General features: G+C 66.8%; 19 protein-coding genes. 10 read left to right on the top strand and 9 right to left on the bottom strand.

Translation table 11 applies throughout. The features are described from left to right. The first annotated feature begins 64 nt into the window (after window positions 1-64). Entirely contained in the window at window positions 65-1,588 is a 1,524-nt protein-coding gene (locus BLQ71_RS04510; RefSeq protein WP_074620866.1) for a fused MFS/spermidine synthase, read from the top strand. A 7-nt stretch (window positions 1,589-1,595) separates the two neighbouring features. Here the strand turns inward: BLQ71_RS04510 and BLQ71_RS04505 are convergent, their stop codons facing one another. Further along, window positions 1,596-2,792, bottom strand: coding sequence for a DegT/DnrJ/EryC1/StrS family aminotransferase (locus tag BLQ71_RS04505; RefSeq protein ID WP_074620865.1), 1,197 nt, complete (start codon window positions 2,790-2,792; stop codon window positions 1,596-1,598). A 49-nt stretch (window positions 2,793-2,841) separates the two neighbouring features. Next, window positions 2,842-3,081, bottom strand: a complete 240-nt coding sequence (locus tag BLQ71_RS04500) for a DUF2798 domain-containing protein (RefSeq protein WP_074620864.1) — start codon at window positions 3,079-3,081, stop codon at window positions 2,842-2,844. Between the two features lie 176 nt (window positions 3,082-3,257). Here BLQ71_RS04500 and BLQ71_RS04495 point away from each other — a divergent pair, with 176 nt between their 5' ends. Beyond that, window positions 3,258-4,562: an MmgE/PrpD family protein gene (locus tag BLQ71_RS04495; RefSeq protein ID WP_074620863.1), complete on the top strand. Its 1,305-nt coding sequence runs from the start codon at window positions 3,258-3,260 to the stop codon at window positions 4,560-4,562. Between the two features lie 42 nt (window positions 4,563-4,604). Here the strand turns inward: BLQ71_RS04495 and BLQ71_RS04490 are convergent, their stop codons facing one another. Next, on the bottom strand, window positions 4,605-5,270 hold the full coding sequence (locus BLQ71_RS04490) for an HAD-IA family hydrolase (protein WP_043143556.1): 666 nt from the start codon (window positions 5,268-5,270) through the stop codon (window positions 4,605-4,607). Window positions 5,271-5,383: 113 nt separating this feature from the next. Here BLQ71_RS04490 and glmU point away from each other — a divergent pair, with 113 nt between their 5' ends. The 3 genes from glmU to BLQ71_RS04475 are packed head-to-tail and all read left to right on the top strand — an operon-like array spanning window position 5,384 to window position 9,264. Next, the gene (glmU, locus tag BLQ71_RS04485) at window positions 5,384-6,736 is read left to right on the top strand and encodes a bifunctional UDP-N-acetylglucosamine diphosphorylase/glucosamine-1-phosphate N-acetyltransferase GlmU (RefSeq protein WP_074620862.1); all 1,353 of its coding nucleotides are present in this window, start codon (window positions 5,384-5,386) and stop codon (window positions 6,734-6,736) included. Between the two features lie 36 nt (window positions 6,737-6,772). Continuing rightward, on the top strand, window positions 6,773-8,590 hold the full coding sequence (gene glmS / locus BLQ71_RS04480) for a glutamine--fructose-6-phosphate transaminase (isomerizing) (protein WP_074620861.1): 1,818 nt from the start codon (window positions 6,773-6,775) through the stop codon (window positions 8,588-8,590). Beyond that, a complete protein-coding gene (locus BLQ71_RS04475) occupies window positions 8,587-9,264 on the top strand; it encodes a DNA alkylation repair protein (protein ID WP_074620860.1) in 678 nt (225 codons plus the stop codon). The genes glmS and BLQ71_RS04475 overlap by 4 nt, the downstream gene beginning before the upstream one ends. Here BLQ71_RS04475 and BLQ71_RS04470 read toward each other — a convergent pair. Then, complete coding sequence (locus BLQ71_RS04470) at window positions 9,261-9,773, bottom strand: hypothetical protein (RefSeq protein WP_074620859.1); 513 nt, start codon at window positions 9,771-9,773, stop codon at window positions 9,261-9,263. The two genes, BLQ71_RS04475 and BLQ71_RS04470, sit on opposite strands and share 4 nt — an antisense overlap. A 55-nt stretch (window positions 9,774-9,828) precedes the next feature. Between BLQ71_RS04470 and moaA the strand changes: the two genes are divergently transcribed. Further along, entirely contained in the window at window positions 9,829-10,836 is a 1,008-nt protein-coding gene (moaA, locus tag BLQ71_RS04465) for a GTP 3',8-cyclase MoaA (protein ID WP_074620858.1), read from the top strand. A gap of 312 nt (window positions 10,837-11,148) precedes the next feature. On the opposite strand, the gene BLQ71_RS04460 is transcribed toward moaA, so the two are convergent. Further along, on the bottom strand, window positions 11,149-12,255 hold the full coding sequence (locus tag BLQ71_RS04460; RefSeq protein WP_074620857.1) for an anhydro-N-acetylmuramic acid kinase: 1,107 nt from the start codon (window positions 12,253-12,255) through the stop codon (window positions 11,149-11,151). A 62-nt stretch (window positions 12,256-12,317) separates the two neighbouring features. On the opposite strand from BLQ71_RS04460, the gene tyrS reads away from it, so the two are divergent. Both tyrS and BLQ71_RS04450 read left to right on the top strand, forming a co-directional pair. Then, window positions 12,318-13,571, top strand: a complete 1,254-nt coding sequence (gene tyrS / locus BLQ71_RS04455) for a tyrosine--tRNA ligase (RefSeq protein ID WP_074620856.1) — start codon at window positions 12,318-12,320, stop codon at window positions 13,569-13,571. A 133-nt stretch (window positions 13,572-13,704) separates the two neighbouring features. After that, window positions 13,705-14,880: a hypothetical protein gene (locus BLQ71_RS04450; RefSeq protein WP_074620855.1), complete on the top strand. Its 1,176-nt coding sequence runs from the start codon at window positions 13,705-13,707 to the stop codon at window positions 14,878-14,880. Between the two features lie 3 nt (window positions 14,881-14,883). Here the strand turns inward: BLQ71_RS04450 and BLQ71_RS26310 are convergent, their stop codons facing one another. Next, entirely contained in the window at window positions 14,884-15,051 is a 168-nt protein-coding gene (locus BLQ71_RS26310; protein ID WP_175459218.1) for a hypothetical protein, read from the bottom strand. Window positions 15,052-15,062: 11 nt separating this feature from the next. On the opposite strand from BLQ71_RS26310, the gene BLQ71_RS04445 reads away from it, so the two are divergent. After that, a complete protein-coding gene (locus tag BLQ71_RS04445) occupies window positions 15,063-15,956 on the top strand; it encodes a GNAT family N-acetyltransferase (RefSeq protein ID WP_254780694.1) in 894 nt (297 codons plus the stop codon). A 51-nt stretch (window positions 15,957-16,007) separates the two neighbouring features. Here BLQ71_RS04445 and BLQ71_RS04440 read toward each other — a convergent pair whose 3' ends face one another. From BLQ71_RS04440 to BLQ71_RS04430, 3 genes are all read right to left on the bottom strand, one after another. After that, window positions 16,008-16,976 (bottom strand): DUF3179 domain-containing protein, encoded by a 969-nt coding sequence (locus tag BLQ71_RS04440; RefSeq protein WP_074620853.1) that lies wholly within the window; start codon window positions 16,974-16,976, stop codon window positions 16,008-16,010. A gap of 92 nt (window positions 16,977-17,068) precedes the next feature. Continuing rightward, a complete protein-coding gene (locus BLQ71_RS04435) occupies window positions 17,069-17,578 on the bottom strand; it encodes a peptidylprolyl isomerase (protein ID WP_052244590.1) in 510 nt (169 codons plus the stop codon). A 181-nt stretch (window positions 17,579-17,759) separates the two neighbouring features. After that, entirely contained in the window at window positions 17,760-18,272 is a 513-nt protein-coding gene (locus BLQ71_RS04430) for a peptidylprolyl isomerase (protein ID WP_043143538.1), read from the bottom strand. A gap of 125 nt (window positions 18,273-18,397) precedes the next feature. On the opposite strand from BLQ71_RS04430, the gene BLQ71_RS04425 reads away from it, so the two are divergent. Next, on the top strand, window positions 18,398-19,588 hold the full coding sequence (locus tag BLQ71_RS04425; protein ID WP_043143536.1) for a phosphoglycerate kinase: 1,191 nt from the start codon (window positions 18,398-18,400) through the stop codon (window positions 19,586-19,588). Window positions 19,589-19,598: the final 10 nt, after the last annotated feature.

The raw sequence follows: 19,598 nt of genomic DNA, 5'->3' as shown, positions 1-19,598 counted from the left end.
GTCCGGCTAATGCCGTCCCGCGCTTCCGGCTTGACCGGGATTTCCCGGCTGTCCTAATGGCGCCATGACCGGACCCACATCCCCGCACGCCCCGCTCTGGCTTATGATCCTGTTGCAGGCCACGGTGTCCGCCGCCAGCATGGTGGTCGAGATCGTCGCCGGACGCATGATCGCCCCCTATGTCGGCATGAGCCTTTACACCTGGACCGCCATCATCGCCGTCGTCCTGGCGGGCCTGTCGGTCGGCCACTGGTGGGGCGGACGGATCGCCGCGCTGGAGACGGGCCGCGCGCTCCGCCGGGCGGCCTGGTGCATGGTGGCGGCGGCAGTGGCCACTGCCGGCGCCTCTCTGCTGCTGCGCTCCACGGCGGGGCCGGTGCTGGGCGCGCTGACCCATCCGCTGGCGGCGATCACGGCGATTTCCTCGCTGGCCTTCTTCCTGCCGTCGCTCTTTGCCGGGGTGCCAGCGCCCATCCTCAGCGTTGCGGCAATGCGCGGGCGCGAGAAATCGGAACAGGCGCTGGGGGCGATGTTCGCCGCGGGCGCCGTTGGGGCCATCGCCGGCACGCTGCTGGCCGGGTTCCTCTTCGTGGCCTGGCTCGGCTCGGTCGCCTCGCTGACGGTGATCGCGGCGGTCTATGCGGTCTCGGCCCTGGTTTGCCTTGGCCTTGCGGGCGGGTCACGCGGCCAGTGGGCCACCGCGGGCGGCACGCTGGCGCTGGCGCTGCTGCTGGGGGTGTCGGCGCTGCGCCTGCCCGCCATCTGCGACCGGGAAAGCAGCTATTTCTGCATCCGCACCGTGGACCTGTCCGAGGACACCGAGGCGCCGGTCCGCCTCATGGTGCTCGACCACCTGGCTCACGGCATCAGCGCGCGCGAAGACCCGCGCGTCATGTTCACCGACCACACCGCCATGCTGGACGCCCTGCCCCGGATGCGCATGGGGGATCGCGACTTCACCTCGTTCCACATCGGCGGCGGCTCTTACTCGGTCCCGCGCGCCTGGGCGGATCGCGGCATCACCGGCATCACCGTGGCCGAGATCGACCCCGAGGTGACCGCGCGGGCCGTGGCCGATTTCTGGTTCGACACCGATACCGTCACCGTCCTGCACCGCGACGCGCGCACCGCCTTGCGCGACAGCGCCGCGCCCTACGACGTGATCATCGGCGATGCCTTTACCGACATCGCCGTGCCCGAACACCTGGTCACGCGCGAGTTTTTTCAGCTGGTCCGTGACCGGCTTGCCCCGGATGGCGTCTTTGCGATGAACCTGATCGACAGCACCGACCGGCTGGATGCGCTGGCCGCAATCGTGGAAACCCTGCGCGCGGTCTTTCCCAGCGTCGAGGTCTGGACCGAGGCGCGCCCGCCGCAACCCGGAGAGCGGAGGATTTTCGTCCTGCTGGCGGGCGCCGGGGACAGCCAGGTGTCCACCATCACCACGCGTGCCCCGCAAGAGATCCGCTTTGCCGCGCTGGGACCGGAGTTCATCGACAGCGTGCTGAGCGCCAAGGACCCGATGATCCTAACCGACGACCACGCGCCTGTCAGCCGGCTGATGGGGCTGGACCCGGTGATCGACTAGGCGGCTCTCAGCCCCGCGCCTGGAAGACCGCGCCGACCTCGGCCCGGATGATCCGGGCGATCAGTGCGCAATCCTCGAGGCTGAAGGTCAGCGGCAGGCGCATGTCCAGAAGGCCGCGCAGGATACGGTCGGTCTGCGGCATCGGCTCGGACGGGGCATAGCGCCAGCTGTCATAGCGCGAGGTAAAGCCGCTGGGCTCGGCCCCGCCGAACCACTTGAGTTCGACACCCCGCGCGGCGCAGCGTGACAGCACTTCCTGCACCGCCTCGCCGGTCCATCCCGGCAGCAGGAACTGGATCGAAGAGCCGACATAGCGTTCCGATTGCGGACGCCGCGGCAGGTGCAGACCGGGTGTCCCGCGCAAGCCCTCCTCGACCACCGCGTAACGGTCGTTCCAGCGGTCCACCTGGGTGTCCAGCGCCCGCAGTTGCGGACGCAGGATCGCCGCGCGCAGGTTGTCCATCCGCCCCGAGACATTGGGTGTCGTGTATTTCACCCGCTCGAAGACCTCCGGCCCCGGCGCGGCCAGGTGCCGGTCATAGAGCATGTAGGACCCCGACAGCATCACGGCGCGCGCCGCGATCTCCTCGTCGTCGGTGACAAGCAACCCGCCCTCGCCCGAGTTCACATGCTTGTAGGTCTGCATCGAGTAACAGCCCAAGGCGCCGTGGCGCCCCGAGGGAACGCCGTTCCAGGCCGCGCCCATCGTATGCGCGCAATCCTCGATCACGGTGATCCCCGCCGCGCCGCAGATCGCCATCAGGCGGTCCATGTCGCAAAGATGCCCGCGCATGTGGCTGAGCATCAGGATACGCGCGCGATCCGCCTTTGCTTCAAGGTCGTCGAGGTCGATCACGAGATCCTCTGTCACGCCGACATAGACCGGCACCGCCCCCGCCCCGGCAATCGCCCCCGGCACGGGGGCCAGGGTAAAGGCATTGGTCAGCACCGGCTCGCCCGGTTGCACGCCGACCGCCCGCAAGGCACAGCCAAGCGCATAGCCCCCCGAGGCCACCGCCAGGCAGTAGCGCGCCCCGGTAAGGGCGGCGAATTCCTGTTCCAGCAGGGCCGCCTCTGCGGTCTCTCCGGGAAGGGTGTTGTATCGGTGCAGCCGTCCGCCCCGCATGACCTCGACCGCGGCGGCGATGGCCTCCTCGGGGATCGGTTCCTGCTGGGTGAAAGTGCCGGTGAAACGCTCTGTCATCCGTCTTTGATGCCGCCTTGATCGGATGCGGTCAATTCCCCTCCGCGCGTCAGGCCGCGTGATCCTCGGCCACGGTCAGCCGCGCCACCAGGCGGCGCACCATCGGTGCGATGACCAGGACGGCAGGAAAGGCCAGCAGCCAGCTGGACAACCAGGCCCCCATCCAGAGAGAGAGGATATCGGCCTTCAGCCCCGCGTTCTTGAGTGTCGCGATCAACGACACCAGCAGGGACATCAGCCCGGACAAGAGCAGGCTGAACAGGACATGGGCGTATCTGGCGGGAATCATCGGGCACGGCCTTTCTCGGAACTACGGCGCGTCGTTATCACTCCTGCCGACCAAGGGCACGCACGCCGGTTCACATCGGACCTGTTCCGGCGCACAGTCTTCGTTTCCGACACTCCGGGGGGAATCCTGTCGCGATCCGCGCAGAATCCGGGGCGCCCCGGTCAAAGACTTGGGGCATGAGCGATGCCCTGACCTTTATCCACACCCTGCGATGGGACGACCTGCCCCGGAGAGTTCAGGCCCAGGCCAAGCGCTGCCTGCGTGACCTGATCGGCGTCGCGGCGGGTGGTCTTGGCACCGACCTGTCGCGGATCATCCGCGATCACGCCGCCGAGGATCTGCCCGGCACGGCACCGATGCTGTTCGACAATCGCGCTGCGGCCCCTGCGGCGGCGGCAATGGCCGCGGGCATGACCATCGACAGCCTCGATGGTCACGACGGCTATAACCCTTCCAAGGGACATATCGGTTGCCCGCTCTTGCCCGCGCTGCTGGGCTTCGGTCACCAGGCACAGGTCTCGGGGCAAGCGTTCCTGACCGCTCTGGTCATGGGGTATGAATTTGGCGCACGCGCGGCCGAGGCCCAGCACGCCACCTGCCCCGACTACCACACCTCGGGCAGCTGGGGCGCGGTGACGGCGGCGGCGGGGGGCGCCCGCCTTCTGGAACTTTCGGCGGAGCAGACGCGGCAGGCCCTGGGAATCGCGGAATACCACGGCCCGCGCAGCCAGATGATGCGCTGCATCGACTGGCCGACGATGGTCAAGGACGGGTCCGGCTGGGGCGCCATGTGCGGCGTCTCGGCGGTCCAGCTGGCGCGGCGCGGCTTTACCGGTGCGCCCGCGATCACGGTTGAACAGGCGCCGCAGGTCTGGACCGGTCTGGGCGAAGACTGGCGTATCCTGCGGCAGTACTTCAAACCCTACCCGGTCTGCCGCTGGGCCCAGGCGCCGGTGGAAGGCGTGCTGGCGCTGCGGCGGGCGCATGGGCTGACCTCGGGCGATGTCGACCGCATCGAGGTCGAGAGCTTTCACGAGTCGATCCGCCTGGCCACGGCGCGCCCCCGGACCACCGAAGAGGCGCAGTATTCGACGTCGTTCCCCTGTGCCGTGGCGCTGGTGCGCGGCGCTCTTGGGCCAGAGGATCTCGACGGCGACAGCCTGCGCGACCCCGAGATCCTGCGCCTGTCCGAAGGGCTGACCATGTCCGAAGACGCCCATGCCAACGCGGTCTTTCCGGGAACGCGGCTGGCGCGGGTGCGGCTGCACCTGCGTGACGGGCGCGTGGTCCAGGGCGACTGGGTTCAGCCGCGATGGGACGCCGAGGCGCCGCCGACAGAAGAGGAACTGGCCGGGAAATACCGCGCCCTGGCCGACCCGGTCCTGGGACCGGACCGTGCCCAAGCCATCGACAGGGCCATAGCTCAACTTGAAACCGGGCCGCTGACTGCGCTGACCGATCTTCTGTATCGGGCGCCATAGGTGGAGAAACGCGCTTGAAAGCGCGGTCCAAGGGCCTTGCCGCTACCCGATCAGACGCCGGACGACCCCTGACAACTCGTCGAAATGGTCGATCACACCTTCCGGGTTCAGCGCCCTGACCGCCTGCCCCTCGGGCGCGAAGGTGACCAGAACCGAGGGCACGCCCGCCGCGGCGGCGGTCTTGCGGTCCGTGTCGCTGTCCCCCACCAGCAGCGAAGCCTCGCGCAGACCGCCGCAGCCTTCGACCGCCGCCCAGTATGGCGCGACATCCGGCTTGCGTGTCGGCCCGGTGTCGGCGCCGATCAGCGAGCCGAACAACCCGCGCACCCCCAGCCGTTCCAGCAGGACCTGGGCCAGCGCCTCGGGCTTGTTGGTGCAGATCCCGACGGCGTAATCCGCTCCGCGCAGGGCCTCGACCGCCTCGACCGCACCGTCATAGAGCCGCGTGTGCGTGTCGATCGCCGCGCCGTAATGCTCCAGCAGGTGCGGATACCAGGCGTCCACCACATCCTCGTCCATGCGGCCCGCGCGCGTCAGCCCCTCGGTCAGCATCCGCCGGCCGCCACGCAGGGCCACGCCCGCATCCGTGGCCGGGTCCAGGCGCACCGCCTCTCCCATGCCTTCGAAACAGGCATTGGCGGCGGCGATCAGGTCGCCGCTGGTGTCGGCCAAGGTGCCGTCCAGATCAAAGATGACGCATTTCTTCATTTGCCTGCCCCCTGCTGTCACATGCCGCAACCTGCCGTGAACCACGCCACCTTGCACCACTCGAACACTCCGATAAAACGGGCAGGAAAAAGAGGCAATTCCGGAGCAGCCTGATGAGCACCGCCCTGATCGTACTTGCCGCCGGCAAGGGCACTCGCATGAACTCGGACCAACCCAAGGTCCTGCACCGGATCGCGGGGGCGCCGATGCTCTGGCACGCGCTGCGCGCCGGCGCCGCGCTGGCGCCCGAGCGGACGGTGGTCGTGGGTGGCCACGGGTTCGACGCGGTGGCCGAGGCGGCCCGCGACTATGACCCCGACCTCTCCGTGGTCGAACAGGCCGAACAGCTGGGCACCGGCCATGCGGTGCGTATCGCGCTGCCCGCGCTGGAGGGGTTCGAGGGCGACGTGGTGGTGCTTTATGGCGATACCCCCTTCATCTCGCCCGACACGCTGGAGGCGATGCGCGCCGCGCGGGCCACGCATGACGTCGTGGTGCTAGGGTTCGAGGCCGCTGACCCGGCCCGCTATGGCCGGCTGGTGATGGAGGGCGACGACCTGGTCAAGATCGTCGAGTTCAAGGACGCGACGGATAAAGAACGCAGCATAACTCTCTGCAATTCAGGTGTAATTGCGGCAGACGCGGGCCTGCTGGCCGAGATGTTGGCCAAGGTCGGAAACGACAATGCCAGTGGCGAATACTACCTGACGGATGTGCCGGGCATCGCCCGCGCCGAGGGCAGGAGCGCAACCGTCGTCCGCTGCCCCGAGGCGGAAACCCTGGGCGTGAACTCGCGCACCGACCTGGCCTTTGCCGAGGCCGCCTTTCAGGCCGCCGCGCGGGCCGAGCTATTGGACCTGGGCGTCACGCTGCAGGCTCCCGAAACGGTGCACCTGGCCTGGGACACGGTGGTGGGCCGCGATGCCGAGATCGAACCGAACGTGGTCTTTGGCCCCGGTGTCACCGTGGAATCCGGCGCCCGCATCCGTGCCTTTTCCCATCTCGAGGGCTGCCACGTCAGCCGTGGCGCCATCGTCGGCCCCTATGCCCGCCTGCGTCCCGGTGCCGAACTGGCCGAGGACGTGCATGTCGGCAACTTTGTCGAGGTCAAGAACGCGGTGCTGCACGAAGGCGTCAAGGCCAACCACCTGACCTATATCGGCGACGCCGAGGTCGGCGAAAAGACCAACATCGGCGCCGGCACCATCACCTGCAACTATGACGGCGTGTTCAAGCACCGCACCGTGATCGGCAAACGCGCCTTCATCGGGTCGGACACGATGCTGGTGGCCCCGGTGACGATTGGTGACGGCGCCATGACAGGATCGGGATCGACCATCACCTCGGACGTGCCGGCCGGGGCGCTGGCGATTGCGCGGGGCAAGCAGGAAACCAAGCCGGGCCTGGCGGAAAAGCTGATGAACATGCTGCGCGCGAAAAAGGCCAAGCAGAAGGCAAACGCCTGACCGGGCGGATTATTTTGAGACGAGGGATTTGAGAAGATGTGTGGAATCGTAGGCATTCTTGGGACCCACGAAGTGGCCCCGCAACTGGTCGAGGCGCTGCGTCGGCTGGAATATCGCGGCTATGACAGCGCCGGCATCGCAACCGTGCATGACGGCCACCTGGACCGGCGCCGGGCAATGGGCAAGCTGGTCAACCTCTCGGACGCGCTGGTGCACAACCCGTTGGCGGGAAAATCGGGCATCGGGCACACCCGCTGGGCCACCCACGGCGAACCCTCGACCGACAATGCCCACCCGCATAAATCCGGCCCCGTGGCCGTTGTTCACAACGGAATCATCGAGAACTACAAGGAGTTGCGCGCCGAAGTTAAATCTTCGGGACTGGCGCCCACGACCGAAACCGACACCGAGACCATCGCCCTTGTGACCCATAGCCTGATGCAAAAGGGCATGGGGCCGGTGGATGCGGCGATGGCCTGCATCGACAAGCTGGAAGGTGCCTTTGCCCTGGCCTTTCTCTTTGACGGCGAAGACGACCTGATGGTCGCGGCGCGCAAGGGCTCTCCGCTGGCAATCGGGCATGGCGAGGGCGAGATGTACGTCGGCTCCGACGCCATCGCGCTGGCCCCGCTGACGCCGCGCATCACCTACCTGGAAGAAGGCGACCGCGCGGTCCTGTCCCGCGAAGGCGTGACCATCCACGACGAGGCGGGCCGCCTGGTCAACCGCGAGATGCGCAAGGTCCAGATGGACGCGGCCCGGGTCGACAAGGCCGGGTACAAGCATTTCATGGCCAAGGAGATCGCGGAACAGCCGCAGGTCCTGTCCGACGCGCTGAACGCCTACCTGACCGAAGAGGGCATCGCCCTGCCCGATCCGGGCATCGACTTTGCCAAAATCGACCGGCTGACGATGGTCGCCTGCGGCACCGCCTACTACGCCTGCCTGACGGCGAAATACTGGTTCGAACAGCTTGCAGGCCTGCCGGTCGAGGTCGATATCGCGTCCGAGTTCCGTTACCGCGAGCCGCCCGTCCTGCCCGGAACCGCGGCGCTTTTCGTCAGCCAGTCGGGCGAAACGGCGGACACGCTGGCCGCCCTGCGCTATTGCGCGGACAAGGCCGACAAGATCTTTTCCGTGGTCAACGTGCCCAACAGCTCGATCGCGCGGGAAAGCGACCTGGCGCTGCCGATCCACGCTGGCGTGGAAATCGGGGTTGCCTCGACCAAGGCCTTTACCTGCCAGTTGAACGTGCTGCTGCTGCTGGCACTCAAGGCGGCAGAGGCGCGCGGGCGGCTGACGCCCGAGGCCCGCGACGAGATCCTCAAGGGCCTGCGCGCGCTGCCCGGCACCTTCAACGCCGCCTTGGACCGCGACGAGGTGATCGCCGGCGTGGCGCGCAAGCTGGCAGAGGCGCGCGATATCCTTTTCCTGGGGCGCGGCCTGATGTATCCCCTCGCGCTTGAAGGTGCGTTAAAACTCAAGGAAATCAGCTACATCCATGCCGAAGCTTATGCGTCTGGAGAGCTAAAACACGGCCCCATCGCGCTCATCGACAAACATGTGCCTGTGGTGGTCATGGCCCCCAAGGACGCGCTGTTCGAAAAGACCGTGTCGAACATGCAGGAGGTCATGGCGCGCGGTGGCAAGGTCTGCCTGGTCACCGATGCCGAAGGCGCCGCCGCCGCAGGCCAGGACGTCTGGCGCGTGGTTCAGATGCCGACGGTGCCAGACGTGCTGGCGCCCATCCTCTATGCCCTGCCCGCGCAGCTTCTGGCCTATCACACGGCCATCGCCAAGGGCACCGACGTCGACCAGCCGCGCAACCTCGCAAAATCGGTGACGGTGGAGTGACGCCCGAACAGGCTCTGGACACACTGCGCGCTCAGGGAGACGCAGAGCGCGCCGAGGGATCGGCGCGCTATCACAAGGTGGACCGCCTCTATCTGGGCGTGCCCAACCCGGTGCTGAACGATCTGGCAAAGGAATGGCGGCAGGTCATGGACGTGCCGGGCCGCGTGGCGCTGGCCAGTGCGCTCTGGGCCAGTGACATCCACGAGGCGCGCATCCTGGCCGCCAAGCTGCTGACACAGGCCCGGCTGCGGCCCGACGACGAGGCCTGGCGGCTGATCTGTTCCTGGGTGCCGACCTTCGACGCCTGGGCGGTGGCCGATCACGCCTGCATGGCGGGGCAACGCCGGATCATGGCGGATCTGTCTCGGCTGGACGAGGTCGAGAGCTGGACCACCAGCGACCATCTCTGGACGAAACGCGCGGCGCTGGTCATCACCCTGCCCCTGGCGCATCTGAATTTTCCCAAGCCCGAGCAGGCCGATGCCCGGGCGCGCGTGCTGGATTGGGCCGCCCGCTATGTTCCAGACCCGCAATGGTTCATCCAGAAGGCCGTGGCCTGGTGGATTCGCGAATTGTCGAAACATGACGCCGGGGCCGCGCAGGGTTTCCTCGACTCGCATGGCGCAGCGATGAAACCCTTTGCGCGCAAGGAGGCAGGCAAATACCTGCCCTAGCCGCCGGCAAAGACCTTGAGTGTCGGCAGATCCGTCAGCGAGGCGCCGATCAGCCGCATGGCCGCCAGCGAGATCCGGCTGCCGCCGGTTTTCGGCCCTTCGATCGGCCTCAGTTCCACTTGCGAGGATTTGCCGGTTGCCGGGTTTTCCACCCGGCCCTGCCGCACCGACGTCACCAGCGGCGTTTCCAGCCAGAACCCGGCCGCCGCCGGATCGCCCAGGCTGGCCACGGTTTCGCCCAGCAGGCTCTCACCCCCCGGTTTTGGCGCCTCGGCTGCCTTCTTGCGCTCATCGGCGGTGGTCGTATCGAACTGTTCCGCCGTGCGCGCGCCCTCTGGCGGCCTGACCGCGGCTGCGCCCTCCGGCGGGGTCTGCGGCTGTGGTGCAGGCACCTCGGCCTGCGAGCGGTCCTTGAGGAAGGGCAGTTTGCCGCAGCCTGCGGGCGCCAGAGCGGCGCAAATCAACAGTGTCGTCAGGATGCCGCGCAATTTGCGTCCCTCCCCCTTCATGACATTTCCCACGGCACTCTTGCCGAATTTCCGACCGAGGACTAGTGTCTCGCACATGACACAATCGCTCATCGATCCCTTTCAGCGCCCGATCTCCTATCTTCGGGTCTCCGTCACCGACCGCTGCGATTTCCGCTGCGTCTACTGCATGTCGGAGAACATGACCTTTCTGCCAAAGAAAGAGCTGCTGACGCTCGAAGAGCTGGATCGCATGTGTTCGACCTTTGTGCGACTGGGGGTCGAGAAACTGCGCATCACCGGCGGGGAACCGCTGGTGCGCCGGGATATCATGACGTTTTTCCGCCGCATGACGCGGCATCTCGACTCCGGCGCGCTCAAGGAGTTGACGCTGACGACCAACGGATCGCAGCTGGAACGCTTCGCCGGGGATCTCTACGCGGCGGGCGTGCGGCGGGTGAATGTCTCGCTCGACACGCTGGACGAAAAGAAATTTGCCGACGTCACACGCTGGGGCCGTCTGCCGCAGGTCCTGCGCGGGCTGGACGCGGCACAGGCTGCGGGTCTCCGGGTCAAACTCAACGCCGTGGCGCTCAAGGGCTTCAACGAGGACGAGCTGTTTTCGATCACCGAATGGTGCGCCGAACGCGACATGGACCTGACGTGGATCGAGGTCATGCCGATGGGCGACATCGGCAACGAGGACCGGCTGGATCAATACTGGAAACTGACCGACCTGCGCGCGCGGCTGGCGGAACAGTATACCGTGACCGACCTTCCCGAGCGCACCGGTGGCCCCGCCCGCTACGTCCGTCTGGAAGAAACGGGCCAGAAGATCGGCTTCATCACGCCGCTCACGCATAATTTCTGCGAAAGCTGCAACCGGGTGCGCCTGACCTGCACGGGTGAGCTGTTCATGTGCCTGGGTCAGGAAGACAACGCCGACCTGCGCGCGGCGCTGCGCAACCATCCCGACAGCGACGAACCGCTGGAGGCGGCGATCCGCGCGGCCATCGCGCTCAAACCCAAGGGTCACGACTTCGACTACTCCCGCCAGGGCGTGGACGGTCGCGTGTCCCGGCACATGAGCCACACGGGCGGCTGACGTCAGGCTGATCCGACGGAGCGGCTGCGCCGCACAGGCTGTTTGGACGAGGGGCTCTGCCCCTCGCGCTCCCCGGAGGTATTTTCGGCCCAAAGAAATACTGGGTCGTTCACCCTTGATTAAGGTTAATGCGCCAACCTGTCTGCACGGTACAGGCTGAGGAGCCGATGACCGTGCCCGAAGAAGCATCCGGCAGACACCGGCGCCGCTTCACGCCCGTCTCGTGCGCGTCACGGGGCGGGCGTTTTGCAGAACCCCATGTTTCTTTGGGCTATAAATACCTCCGCCGCAGGCACGCGCCGCAGGCGCGAGTCATCCCTGGACGCTCTCAGGTCGGCTGATTTGTCCGCCCCCCACCGGCGCCGCCACGCCTGTTGTGCCCGGCGCCGATGTGGGCAGGCCACGGGCCACGCGCACGGCGAGATAGGCAAAGGCTTGCGCCTCCAGCATGTCGCCATCGAGGCCCGCCTTTTCCACCGGCTCCACCGGGCAATCCAGCCCCGCCGCCAACATCCGCATCATGACCGGGTTCTTGCGCCCGCCCCCTGTGACCAGCACACGGGCGGGCGGTTTCGGGCAATGTTCCATACCTTGCATGACCGCCGCCGCCGCCATGCCTGTCATGGTGGCCGCCGCATCGGCATCCGACAATTCACGCACGAGGTCCAGCATCAGCGAAAAATCGTCCCGGTCCAGCGACTTGGGCGGCATCTTGCGGAAGAACCCCTCATCCAGGAACAGCTCCAGCGCGCCGTCCTCGACCCGTCCCTTGCGGGCCAACCGCCCGTCAAGATCGCAATCGAGGCCCAGACGTTCCGCCACGAGGTCGTTGATCGGCGCATTGGCCGGGCCGGTGTCGAAGGCGAGAAGCGCGCCTTCGGCCTCGGGTGTCTCCGCCCGGGGATCGACCCAGGTGAGGTTGCCGACGCCGCCGAGATTGAGAAAACACAGTGGCTCGGTCGCGCCAATATGGCGCGCGCAGGCCCAGTGGAAGAACGCCGCCAAGGGCGCGCCTTCGCCCCCCAGAGAAACGTCCGCCGAGCGGAAATCCCAGACCACCGGCTTTCCCAGGGCCTGCGCCAGCGCGGCGCCATCGCCCAGCTGGTGCGTGCCCCGGCCGCGCGGTTCATGCGCCAGGGTCTGACCGTGAAACCCCACCAGCTGCGCTCCCGGGAACTGCGACAGCAGCTCCACATGCGCGGACTGGATCACCTCCAGCGCCGGCTCCAGCCCCGCGCCGGGCCAGCGCCCCAGGGCAGCCCTCAGCACCGCGCGCTCCCCCTCGGAATAGGCGCGGTATCCGCTGGTGCCGAAATCCAGGATCCGCAGCCCGTCGGTGTGCAGCATGGCCGCATCCACCCCGTCCAGCGAGGTCCCCGACATGGCGCCAAGCGCCCAGACGGCCCCATCCTTCAACATGCTCTTTCCCTCGGCCCTGCCCGCGCTTATACCTGCGCCGCGCAGTATACAGAGGCACCCGCATGACCTACCATCCCAAATCGGATTTCATGGCCGTCATGATGCAGCGCGGCTACCTGGCCGACTGCACCGACTACCAGGCGCTGGACGAGGCGCTGAGCCAGGGGGTGGTGACCGCCTATATCGGCTATGACGCCACGGCAAAATCGCTGCATGTCGGGCACCTGCTGAACATCATGATGCTGCGCTGGTTCCAGAAGACCGGGCACAAGCCGATCACGCTGATGGGCGGCGGCACCACCAAGGTGGGCGATCCCTCGTTCCGCGCAGATGAACGCCCGCTGCTGACGCCGGACCAGATCGACGCCAACATCGACGGCATGAAACAGGTCTTCGCCAAGTACCTGGACTATGGCGAATCCGGCAACGGCGCGCTGATGCTGAACAATGCCGAATGGCTGGACGGGCTCAACTACCTGGAATTCCTGCGCGACATCGGGCGGCATTTCAGCGTCAACCGGATGCTGTCGTTCGAATCCGTGAAATCGCGGCTGGACCGGGAACAATCGCTGAGCTTCCTCGAGTTCAACTACATGATCCTGCAGGCCTATGACTTCCTCGAACTGTACCGCCGCTATGACTGTACCCTGCAGATGGGCGGCAGCGACCAGTGGGGCAACATCGTCAACGGCATCGACCTGACCCGCCGTGTTCTGGACGAAGAGATCTATGGCCTGACCTCGCCGCTGCTGACCACCTCGGACGGGCGCAAGATGGGCAAGAGCCAGGGCGGCGCGATCTGGCTGAACTCGGACATGCTGTCGCCCTATGAATTCTGGCAGTTCTGGCGCAACACGACCGATGCCGACGTGGGCCGGTTCCTCAAGCTTTATACCGAGATGCCGCTGGACGAATGCGAACGCCTGGGTGCGCTGGCCGGATCCGAGATCAACGACGCCAAGATCGTGCTGGCCAATGAGGTCACCGCGCTGTGTCACGGGGCCGAGGCGGCCGCGGCAGCAGAGGCCACCGCGCGCGAGGTCTTTGAGAAAGGCGGCGTCGGGGACGACCTGCCAACGCTGGAACTGTCGCCTGCGGACCTGGGCGACGGCATTTCCATCGTGCAGCTGATCGTCAAGTCGGGGTTGGCGAAGTCCGGCAAGGAGGCCAAGCGCCTGATCGCCGAAAACGGCGCGCGCATCGACGATGCGCCGCTGACCGATGCCGGGATGATGCTGGACGCGGGTGCGCTGGCCTCGCCGGTCAAGCTGTCGGCGGGCAAGAAGCGGCACGCGCTGGTCAAGCTGGCGGACTGAGCCTTTCGGTCTGAACGGAATACGGGCCGTCCCCTGAGGGGCGGCCCGTTGCTTTTGCGCGGGGCCGATTGATCCGGAGGGCCGAACCGGGCAATCTGACAGGGATTTATCGTCTCATGAACAGGTTGTCCCGATGCGATTTCTTTCCGGCTTGATTTCCCTGGCCCTGCTGGCCACGCCGCTGCAGGCGGCCACGCTTGAAACCGACATTTCGCCAAAGATGGCAGAGATGGGATGTACCGCGCGCCTGTCCGGCCCCATCGAGACAGGCGACCGGGAGCGGATCGCCCCCTTTCTCGAAACCTCGCCGACAGGGGGATTTGACGATCCGGATTTCAGGCCCGATGTCATCTTTCGACAGTTCAGCCCGGCGCTGGACTACGCACCCGATGCGATCTTTACCCACCGGGTGTGCCTGAACAGCGCCGGCGGCTCGCTGGTCGAGGCGCTGCGCATCGTCGGCTACATCCAGGATCAAAGCAGCGACCGCAGCGGTGGTCCCGCCGGCATCCAGACGGCCATCGCCCGCGACGATACCTGCAACGGCGCCTGCGCGCTGGTCTTTCTGGCCGGGCGTTTCGTCCGGTTTTCCGGCAACCCCGCCTACGAGGGCCGTTCGAATTTCATCCTGCACCCCAAGGGCCGGCTGAGCCTGCACGCACCCGCCATAAACCTGACCGAAGACAGCCATTCCCCCGAGACGGCGCGCCAGATCTGGGAGGTGGGGATGCAGGCCAGCGCGCGCATTGCCGCCATGATCGCCAGCGGCGGACTATTCATGTCAGAGGGCCTGTTCGCCGAGATGCTGGCGCATCCCGCAGATGATCCGCTGGTGCTGGACACCGTGGAACAGGCGGTGCGCTGGGGCGTCGACGTGGAACCCAACGTGCTGAACTATGGGCGCTATCCCTATGCGCAGGAACAGTTCTTTGACGCGATCTGCCGCAACAGCCGCAGCCAGGCGCCTGCGCACCTGGACCTGCAACCGGGGTCCGGCGCGATGACTTTGACGCGGAACGGCGAGGTCATGCGCTCGACCGGGGCCTTTGTCGATGCGCGCACCGGACGCCCCTATGAGTGTGAGATCAACGCAGGCCAATGGGAGGAATTCCAGAGCTGGCTCTATCCCGATGGCTACGGCGGTGGGCAGATGCCCCGCCTGCGGTTCAGCTGCTACAATGCACGGGTCACGCTGGTATCGCAGGTTGAATGCTACGATTGCGACGTGGATATCGAGCTGGGCTGCATGGGCATCCTGCCGCCCGATGTGCCGATCGCCGACATCTACATGGACCCGCCGCTGCCCTGATGGTCAGAAAACCGTCTGGAAAACGGCCAGGGCCGCAAAGGGCAGTGACAAAGCCCCCGCCAGCAAGAGCGCGGCCGCCACGGTCGGGCGTGGGCGGGCCATGTCACGGGGAATGGCGCGGGGCGGATCGTGCCGCAGGTGTTTGGTCATCATGAGCGCAGTTAACAGCATGGAAACTTTCCATGCGGTTAATGTCGCTCATGTCCCTGCTCTTGCCACTGCCCCAGTCCAAGGAATTCGCCCGCAGCTGCGATCTGCTTGGCCGGCCCCTGCGCCGTTGTCGAAACGACGGCGGACTGGTCTGGCAGGTGCAGTCGCGCCGGATCGGCCCTCTGGGACGGCTGGACCTGGTGTCGCGCGGGCCGGTCGCGGCACATCCGGACGACCTGGGCAACTGGCTGCGGGATTGGGCGCGCTGGCACGACGGGCGGCCACTGGTGCTGAATGCCGACGGGCTGAGCGCCGGGGCGCTGCGCGGTGCCGGGTTCTGGCCGCTGGTAACACCGGCCACGTTGGCCCTGCTGCCACTGGGAACCGAGGCCGGAATGCGGGCGGCATTGGCACAGAAATGGCGCAACCGGCTGAAGCGGGCGGAACGGTTCGGGCTGACGCTGCGCGAGACGGACCTAACCCCGGATCACTGGATCCTGACCGCCGAGGGTGTGCAGGCCCGCACCAGAGGTTATAAGGGCTTTCCCCCGGCGTTCAGCGCTGCCTTTGCCCAGGCCAACCCCGGCGCGGCGCGGGTGTTCGAGGCACTGGACAAGGGCAGGCCCGTCGCGGGCGCGCTGATGCTGCGGCACGGGCGCATGGCCACCTGGCAAATCGGTGTGACCACGCCGGAGGGACGGCGATGCCACGCGATGAACCTGCTGCTCTGGCGCGCCATGCAGACGCTTTCGGCACGCGGGCACGATTGCCTGGACCTGGGCATTCTGAACACGCAGGACGCGCCCGGCGTGACCCATTTCAAGCTGGGCACAGGCGCGCGGGCACATCGCCTTGGCGGAACATGGCTGCACATGGGGGCGCTGGCCCCGCTGGCGCGGCGCCTGCCGCTGCGGATGGCGGCATGACCGTCCCATTGCGAGAATGGGTTGACACAACCCATCCTACGGGCGCCGCGTTCACTCGCCCAGCATCCACTCTCCCTCTGGCCAGAAGGCGTGAAAGGCAAAGGCGAACATCACGTCATGCGGCAAGTCGGCGCCGCCCTCATCCCGCACCCGGACCGAGCCCACGTCGCGCCCCGCCGCGATCCGGCCCGCATCCAGCGCCGAGGCCTGACCGGCGCGCCAGGTGATGACCACGCCCGCCTCGCGCAGCTCGCCGGCCTCGGCAAGGCGATCCATCGGCCAGGCCCGGTCGCCCACGCGCACCACCCGCATCAGCGGCGGGATGCCGTGCGGCGGCATCTCTCCGGAATAGAGAAAGGGCCGTTTCGACGAGTCGTAGTTGCGGTAGGGGTTCTGACCGTAGGGCCGGTTCCAGGCCGGTTCGGCCATGACCACGCCGTCCGCGTGACGTTCCCGGAACTGGGCAAGGCTTTCCATCCAACTGGGCAGCGTGACCAGTTCGACCCCGGTCAGCTCACCGACGATGCCGGTGCCGATGGCCTGCTGCCACCAGCTTTGGGTTTCGCGGTCATACATGACCATGTCCGAGTTGCGCAGCTTGCCGGACACGCCGAATGTCAGCATCCTGTCCCCGACGCGCCGGTCGAAGGTCAGGGCAGAGTTGCACAAGGGGCAGAAGGTGACCGCCACCGGGACCTCTCCGATGACGTCGTTCACGATTTCATGCCAGGTGAGATAGCGGATCGGGTAGGCGCGCGGGCGCTCGCCCTCGATCACGACGGTAATGACCGGCTCGGCATCGGGGATGCGGCTTTCCTGGTCGACCGGGATGAACTGCGGATCGGTCAGCGCCGGGATGCCGTCCTTGGGCGGACCGCCCGACATGATCTCGACCCAGTTGGTGATGGTGGTCTTTTCGAAATCCGTGTCCGGCCATTCGTGTTTCCAGAAGGCGGGATCGGCGGCAGCCGACATGGCGGCAAAGATCGTCAGAAAAGCAAGTCTGGGCAAAAGTCGCATTGGCTCTCCTCCGGGCGTGGCCCGAAGGATGCCGCGAAAATCTGCGTCTGCCCAGCCTGTCCCACGCGCTTTTGACAGCGCGTGGGCACGGGTCACTCCTGGGTGACGGTGACCTTGACCATGCGGTCCGGCTCTCCGGTCACGGCGCCGTTGGCGCGCTGGTCGCCGCGCTTGATGGCGTCGACCACGTCCATGCCCTCCGTCACCTTGCCGACGATCGTGTACTGACCGTCAAGGAAGGGACCGGGGGCAAACATGATGAAGAACTGCGAATTGGCGCTGTCCGGGCTTTGCGACCGCGCCATGCCGACGACACCGCGTTCGAAGGACAGCTCCGAGAATTCCGCCTCGAGGTCCGGAAGGGTCGAGCCGCCCATGCCGGCGCGGCGCATGTCGAAATCCTCGGCGCCCGTGCGGCCGAACTGAACGTCGCCGGTCTGGGCCATGAAGCCATCGATCACCCGGTGAAAGACCACCCCGTCATAGGCACCGGCCTTGGCCAGCGCGACGATCTGGGCGGTGTGGCCCGGGGCCACGTCCTCGAAGAGGTCGATGGTGATGGTGCCGTCCGCCTCGCCCGCAAGCTGGATCTGCAGCCCCATATCCGCGCCTTCGGGCAGCGGTTCAAGGACAGGCTCGGCCACGGGCGCAGGCGCGGCGGCCACGCCATCCTCGGCAGGCGCGGCAGGATCGGGGGCGGCATCCACCGCCCCTGCACCACCGCGCAGCACCGAATAGCCCCCCATGCCGACCAGCAGCACGGCGACCGCTAGAATACCGCCTTTAACCGGTGACATCTGCGGCCACCTTCACCGAGATCATGCGGTCGGGATTCGCGGGCGGCTCGCCCCGGGTGATCGCGTCGACATGGTCCATGCCCTCGATCACGCGGCCATAGACCGTGTACTGACCGTTGAGGAAATGGTTGTCCTTGAAGTTGATGAAGAACTGAGAGTTGGCGCTGTTGGGGTTCTGCGAGCGCGCGGCGCCCAGGGTGCCCCGGTCATGCGGCAGCTTGGAGAACTCTGCCTTGAGGTCCGGCAGGTCGGACCCACCGGTGCCTGCACGGCGCAGGTTGAAGTCCTTTTCCATGTTGCCATGCGCCACGTCGCCGGTCTGGGCCATGAACCCCTCGATCACGCGGTGAAAGCAGACGTTGTCATAGGCACCCGCGCGCGCCAGCTCTTTCATGCGTGCGGCATGGTCGGGGGCCACGTCGGGCAGCAGCTCGATGGTGACGGTGCCGCCCTTGAGTTCCATCAGGATGGTGTTTTCCGGGTCCTTGATATCGGCCATTGGTCTTTCTCCGTTTCTCATTTGCGACGAGAGGTAGCCTGTGACGCGGGCAAAGCCAAGACGGCGTTGACCTGCACGGCACATCGGGTCTAGTGGGCCGGGGAATTGCGACCGGAGAGTGAGAGATGGGCTGGAACACCCTTGACGACATGGACCTTGAGGGCAAGCGCGTGTTGACCCGGGTCGACATCAACGTGCCGATGGAAGACGGGGAAGTGACCGATGCCACGCGGATCGAGCGGATCGCGGCGACGGTGCAGACCATCCTGGACAAGGGCGGCAAGCCGGTGCTTCTGGCGCATTTCGGCCGCCCCAAGGGCGAACGTCGCGCCGACATGAGCCTGCAACCGCTGATCCCGACGATGGAAGCGGTGCTGGGCGTCGAGGTCGTCTTTGCCAGCGACTGCATCGGCCCGGCAGCGGCTGCGGTGATCGACGGCCTGGGCGAGAACCAGGTCGCCTTGCTGGAGAACACCCGTTTCCACGCGGGCGAGGAAAAGAACGACCCTGAGCTGGTGGCCGGGATGGCCGCGCTGGGGGATGTCTATTGCTCGGACGCCTTTTCAGCGGCGCACCGGGCCCATGCCTCGACCACGGGCCTTGCCCATGCCCTGCCCGCCTGCGCCGGTCGCCTGATGCAGGCCGAGCTTGAAGCCCTGGAAGGCGCGCTTGGCACGCCTGCACGGCCCGTGCTTGCCGTGGTCGGCGGGGCCAAGGTCTCGACCAAGCTGGACCTGCTGGGCAACCTCGTCGAAAAAGTCGACATGCTGGTGATCGGCGGCGGCATGGCCAATACTTTCCTTGCCGCCAAGGGCATCGACGTGGGCAAGTCGCTGGCCGAACACGAGATGACCGGCACCGCGAAAGAGATCATGGCCAAGGCCGAGACGGCGGGCTGCCGGATCATCCTGCCGACCGACGTGGTTGTGGCGCGCGAGTTCAAGGAAGGCGCCGAGAACGAGACCGTTCCTGCGGATGCCTGCCCCTCGGACGCGATGATCCTGGATGCCGGGCCGGACTCCGTGGCCGCCGTGATCGCGGCCATCGACGAGGCCGAAACACTTATCTGGAACGGCCCGCTGGGCGCCTTCGAGATCGCGCCCTTCGACGCGGCCACCAATGCCGCCGCGAAACACGCGGCGGAACGCAGCGAACTGGGCAAGCTGGTCTCGGTCGCGGGCGGTGGCGATACGGTCGCGGCGCTGAACAAGGCCGGTGCGGCCTCCGGGTTCAGTTATATCTCGACCGCCGGGGGCGCCTTCCTGGAATGGATGGAAGGTAAAACCCTGCCCGGCGTCGCCGCGCTGGAGGCCTGATCGCCCCTTG

The sequence above is a fragment of the Antarctobacter albus genome (assembly GCF_900101505.1).
GTDB classification, from domain to species: domain Bacteria; phylum Pseudomonadota; class Alphaproteobacteria; order Rhodobacterales; family Rhodobacteraceae; genus Antarctobacter; species Antarctobacter albus.
The sequence above is the reverse complement of the archived record's forward strand: the minus strand, read 5'-3'. Positions and strand labels throughout refer to the sequence as shown.